Annotated in this window: 6 protein-coding genes; 1 reads left to right on the plus strand and 5 read right to left on the minus strand. The window is 53.1% G+C overall.

The features are described 5' to 3' along the window. Positions 1-193, minus strand: a 193-nt coding sequence (locus tag AB7E65_RS11670) for a hypothetical protein (protein WP_428745975.1), incomplete at its 3' end; no start/stop codon positions are given. A gap of 486 nt (positions 194-679) precedes the next feature. On the opposite strand from AB7E65_RS11670, the gene AB7E65_RS11675 reads away from it, so the two are divergent. Next, entirely contained in the window at positions 680-1,555 is an 876-nt protein-coding gene (locus tag AB7E65_RS11675) for a formate/nitrite transporter family protein (protein WP_072287818.1), read from the plus strand. A 170-nt stretch (positions 1,556-1,725) separates the two neighbouring features. Here AB7E65_RS11675 and mobA read toward each other — a convergent pair whose 3' ends face one another. The 4 genes from mobA to AB7E65_RS11695 all read right to left on the minus strand — a co-directional run. Further along, the gene (mobA, locus tag AB7E65_RS11680; protein ID WP_072287819.1) at positions 1,726-2,364 is read right to left on the minus strand and encodes a molybdenum cofactor guanylyltransferase; all 639 of its coding nucleotides are present in this window, start codon (positions 2,362-2,364) and stop codon (positions 1,726-1,728) included. A gap of 25 nt (positions 2,365-2,389) precedes the next feature. Beyond that, positions 2,390-3,196, minus strand: coding sequence for a formate dehydrogenase accessory sulfurtransferase FdhD (gene fdhD / locus AB7E65_RS11685; RefSeq protein ID WP_072287820.1), 807 nt, complete (start codon positions 3,194-3,196; stop codon positions 2,390-2,392). Between the two features lie 127 nt (positions 3,197-3,323). Next, the gene (locus tag AB7E65_RS11690) at positions 3,324-3,941 is read right to left on the minus strand and encodes a carbonic anhydrase (RefSeq protein WP_428745976.1); all 618 of its coding nucleotides are present in this window, start codon (positions 3,939-3,941) and stop codon (positions 3,324-3,326) included. Positions 3,942-4,156: 215 nt separating this feature from the next. After that, a partial coding sequence (locus tag AB7E65_RS11695) for a molybdopterin oxidoreductase family protein (RefSeq protein WP_428745977.1) occupies positions 4,157-5,705 on the minus strand: 1,549 nt, incomplete at its 5' end.

Genomic DNA, 5,705 nt, shown 5'->3' on the forward strand with positions numbered 1-5,705 from the left:
CGGCAGGAATTGCCGGCTGTTCGACACCGATGGCAACATAACCCTTGCATTTCAGAAAATACAGAGCACGATGCAGAGCCCCTGATGAACTCTGCTCCATGACCCAGAACCTGGCGCTGACTCCCGGTACTACGCGATAATTCGGATTGCCGGGAACCGGCCTGGCTCGAATAACAAGAAAGTAAATCTTCATATCGCGAGGCCTGACTATACCACCCCCTATGTGAACATGCAAACATTGACCGGCATTATGGGCCTCAATTCGTAAGTGTCGTGCAACTGCGACACATTGAGACTAGAAAAAATGCCCGTCACCGCTTCCACAAAATCCGTGGTGCACTACGACCCAGGCGGAGGACTAAAAAGCCATTCTAATGCTACCATCACGGTTTTCCTAAGTATAGGGAAAAGTCACGATCTGCAGCAATTTTGGGTTGACAGTCGGGTTTTTTCAACCCTATACTGCCGACGCTTTTGCTGTGAATTTTCAAGATTTGTTTTTGTCACAAATAACCTTTTGGTTGGGGTAACGCTGCCGGATTTTCGAACTGGTTGGAGGGGTGTTCTGCGTGCAGCTTCAGACAGGATTAAAACATTTTTTCAAAAAGGATTAAACCTGCTGAAATCCCATTATTCTTGGGCCTGATCGATACAAACACATCTCATGAGGAGGGGAACAATGTCTAACTTCGTACCGCCTGCGGAACTTAGCAAATCCTTTATCGCCATTGGCAAAGCCAAGGCAACCAACACCGCCATCAAACTTTTCGTGCTGGGTATTCTCGCAGGGGTCTTCATCGGGTTTGCAGCACACCTCGCCACGACTGTCGCTACCGGCGAATGGGGCATCTTCGGTCTGCAGAAATTCTTCATTGGCGCGGTCTTCAGCGTAGGACTTATGCTGGTCGTGATTCCGGGTTCGGAACTCTTCACCGGCAACAACATGATGACCATCGCCCTGTGCAACAAGGACATCACCCTGGCACAGCTGCTGCGCAACTGGATCATCGTTTATGCCGGCAACCTCGTCGGCTCCATTGCCCTGGCATGGATGATCGCCATGGGCAGCGGCCTGCTGGACGGCGCAGTCGGCGCTACCGCGATCAACATTGCCTACGGCAAGGTTACAGCGGGTGCCGATGCTCACACGGCCATGTACTTCTGGCGCGCCATTGGCTGTAACTGGCTGGTATGCCTCGCCGTCATGATGGCAATCTCCGCCAAAGACATCGCCGGTAAAGTTCTGGGTATTTTCTTCCCCATCATGGCGTTCGTCACCTCCGGGTTTGAGCACTGCGTTGCCAACATGTACTTCATTCCGGCCGGCATCTTCGCCAAAGCGTCCACGGCAGCCGTCACCGCTTCCGGCAAATCCCTCGAAGCCCTGACCGCCCTCAACTGGACCACCCTGTGGACCCAGAACCTGATCATCGTAACCCTGGGCAACATCGTTGGCGGCGCCATTCTCTGCGGCGTGGTTTACTGGTGGGCCTTCGTTCGCGGCACCTCGCAGAAAGCTGAAGCCGCCGCGGCACCGACTGCCAAAGCTGCCTAACAAATAATCCTTCAATCGATCGGGACAGGCATAGGGAAGAACGTTTTCCCTATGCCTTTTTTTATTTTCAGCCCCGTTTTGGGGTATGGCGTAATGGAATGTACCGGATTTATTAATAAAAGGCCTGGCGGACGAGAAAATTCCCGGTTTTGTCGGGTTGAATCGAGAGGTTATCTTCGGCAGGATTTGCCGCAAGCGGCATTATCGAAACCATGGGCAAGACTGAGACTGCGCCACTTTTCAAAATCTTCCCGGGTATTGAGGTTGAGAAACATCTTCCAGTCCGGACTGTACTGCCTGGCCTCCGCTTCCGGAATATAAAAGGTTTCACAGGTTTCCAGAAAATCGAACAGGGAGTGGCGTCCGGTGGCAAGGTAAGCTTCGATAGCCGAGATCAAAACGCGGGAATAAAAGGCATTGAACGGCTCGATCCAGTCACCATATCTCGTTACGCAGGCAGGGGCGTGACTTTGGCTGACGCATTGCTGCATGCGCCGGATATAGTCCAGATTGATATTGGGCATATCGCAGGCCAGGAAATACACGTTCTGAGACAGTGCGGTCTTAAGCCCGATGTGTATGCCGCCCAGCGGTCCCTGGTGCCTGAGTTCGTCGCTCACTACGACGAAGGGCGTTCCCCGGTACAATTCGGGGGTGTTGCTGACGACAATGATCTGATCAAACATGGTGGCAAGCTGTTCACCATGCCAGCAAAGAAGATAGTGGTCCTTGATCTGCAAAAATTGTTTGTCGAATCCCATGCGGCGGCTTTTGCCGCCGGCAAGGATTACCGCACTGCCGAACTTCATGTCCAGTTTCCTTTATGTGCGTATTTCAATCCATATCGAGACAGGAAAAGTTGGTGTAGACATTGAAATTTTGGCCCCGGGCAAAACCGATCAGAGTCATATTGAGAGTGCGGGCCTGATCGATAGCCGCACTGGTCGGCGCGGAACGGGAGATAATGGCCGGGATTCCGCGGCGAGCCACTTTGGCGAGAATTTCCGTCGATATCCTGCCGCTGGTAAGCACGACCTTGTCGTTAAGCGCTATGCCGCGCATCATGGCCTCTCCCAGGACTTTATCCAGAGCGTTGTGCCTGCCGATATCGTCTTCAAAGAGCAAAATCTGCTCGCCGTCGGACAGGGCACAGCTGTGCACCCCGCCGGTATCGGCAAACAGTTGAGACATTTTGCCGAACCGATCCATCAGTTCCGGCACCCTTGCCGCTCTGATTGTGATGCGGCCATCATACCCTTCGGTCAAAGACTGCAGAACCGCGGCATCAAGCGTGGAATGGCCTTTACCACCGGCGGTGGGTACGGTTTGGCGTATATGCGATCTTTGGGCAGCCAGGGCAAAATCGTCACTACCTCTCAAGGTAACTCGCGCCCGTTGCTGATCCACATCAATTTGAATTTCCTGCAGATCCCCGGGCCCGCGGATAACCCCCTCCGAGAACAGGAAGCCTGCTACCAGATTCTCCAGGGATCGGGGGGTACAAAGCAAAATGACGAACGGTTGGCCGTTAACCTCGATCTCCAGGTTGTATTCGGCAACCACCACATCCATTACTTTTCTGAAATCTCCCTGCCGACACTGCAGAATTTCGTACTGCCGCCGATCCCTGACTGATTCCATGCTGTCTTCCCGCGCTGATTAACCATAAACTTTTTTCATCCGGAGTTTCCGGATGGACACCAGATAGCCAAAACGGGAAACCTCAAGTGCTTCCCGTCTGGATATAATCATATTTTTATGTACATATCTATCCTTTATGTGATGCCAGGTACTGTCGGGCCAGCGCAGTGTTGACATGCACGACACCCTTGTTCATGTCCTTGAAAGGATAGTCGTCGGTGATTTTCGGCAGAGCATCGGCTTCTCCCTGGCTACGAATGATCGAGCCGGCCGGGACATACCGGCCATCCTCCACCGTAACGCCCATGATAATAGCGCCGGGTTCAATCACACATTTTTTACCGACAAAGGATTTAAATACAAGTGATTTCATCCCGACGAAGGTATCATCCAAAACCACGGCGGGGCCGTGGATCTGAACCTGATGAGCCAGCGAAACACGGCATCCGACATACGCAGCGTAGGAACGGCCATCGACCTCGTAGAGGTTCTTGGCAACCGGCGCGCCATTCAATTCGGTTTCCAGAGCATGAATGACAACCCCATCCTGGATATTGGAATCATCGCCAACGAAGAGAGGTTGCCCTTCGTCGCCCCTTACAGCCGCCGTTGGTGATACCATGATATTCCTTCCAAGAATAACATTTCCGATAACGGCAGCCAAGGGGTGAACATAGGTTCCCGAACCGATCTCAGGTTCGGAGACCTGGCTGCAAAAATCGGTAACCACGTTTTTTTCAATCATGAATCAATCCTCCCTCGCCGAAAAGTGGGATATGCCAATGATAACATCGCCCCCGTGCCGAACAATGTCGGTACGGGGGCGATGTCAGATTTATACCCTTTGCGAAGACCCTTTCGTATATAACTTACGGGCCTTCTATCTGGCCGGACAAAACTCTACCATAAATAACATGGCTGTTGCAAGGACGGCAAAGACCGTCCTTGCAACAATGAGGTTTATCGGATTCCGTCAGCCTCTTCCGACCAGTCCCAGGCCACTTTTTCAAGCTTGGCTGCACAGGACTTGTACTCAGGAATCTTGGCAATAGGATCGACTACCGGGTTAGTCAAGACGTTGGCCGCGCCCTCGGCAAAGTGGAACGGAATGAAGATGACGTTCTCCTTCAATTTAGGCGTTACCTTGGCCTTTGCCACGATAGAACCACGGCGGGTGCTGATCTTGACCTTGTCTCCTTCGGCAATGCTCAATTTGCGAGCAGCTTCGGGATTGATCTCCACAAAAGACTCGGGAGACATGGCGTTCAGCCCGTCGACTTTACCGGTCATGGTGCGGGTGTGATAGTGATAAAGCACACGACCGGTGGTCATGATCACGGGGTATTCGTCATCAGGGAGCTCAGCACTGGGCTTGAACGCAGCGGGTTTGAACAAACCAAGGCCCCGAGCAAACTTGCCGACATGCAGGAATTTGGTACCGGCGTGATCTTCCGTCGGACAGGGCCACTGCAGGCTGCCCAGTTCATTGAGACGATCATAGCTGATACCGGCATAGGAAGGCGTTACCTCGCGGATCTCAGCAAACACGTCCTCAGGGCTGGCATAATTTTTCCCGATTCCGAGACGCTTGAGGACCTCCGACAGGATCTGCCAGTCAGGCTTGCAGTCTCCGATCGGATTGATGGCTTTGCGCACCATCTGTACGCGCCGTTCGGTATTGGAGAAAGTACCGTCCTTTTCAGCAAAAGTAGCAGCCGGCAGAACCACGTCGGCCAACTGAGCCGTCTCGGTCAGGAAAATGTCCTGCACCACCAGGAACTCGGTGTTTTTCAGTGCTTCTTCAACATGGGTCAGATCCGGGTCGGAAACCATCGGGTTTTCACCCATGATGTACAGGAACTTGATATCGCCGTGACCAGCACCGTGCACGATTTCAGTCAGGGTGAGGCCCACCTTGTCGGACAAGGCAACACCCCAGGCCTTTTCGAACTTGGCCTTGACGTCGGCATTCGCCACACTCTGATACGCGGGATAGGTCCCGGGCAGGGCCCCCATATCACAGGCACCCTGAACGTTGTTCTGACCACGCAGCGGGTTGACCCCGCCCGATTCAATACCGATATTGCCACACAACATGGCCAGGTTAGCCATGCTCATAACACCTTCGGTACCGCTGGAATGCTGGGTAACGCCCATGCAGTAAACGATGGAGGCTTTTTCGCCTTCGGCGTAGATGCGAGCTGCCTTCTTAATATCTTCAGCACTCACACCGCAGATTTCAGCAGCTTTTTCGGGGGTGTAGTCCGCCACGGTCGCTACCAGTTCATCGAAGCCCTCGGTGCGTTCTTTGACATACTCGGCGGCATCCAGACCTTCACTGATGATGTAGTTCATCATGGCGTTGGCCAGAGCGATGTTGGTACCGGGATTGACCTGCAGGAAAACATCGGCATCGGCGGCAATGTCGATATTTCGCGGATCGACAACGATGATTTTCGCGCCTTTAGCCTTTGCCTGACGGATCTTGGCACCGATAACCGGATGGTTT

This window comes from Syntrophotalea sp. (genome assembly GCF_050253115.1).
GTDB lineage: Bacteria > Desulfobacterota > Desulfuromonadia > Desulfuromonadales > Syntrophotaleaceae > Syntrophotalea > Syntrophotalea acetylenica.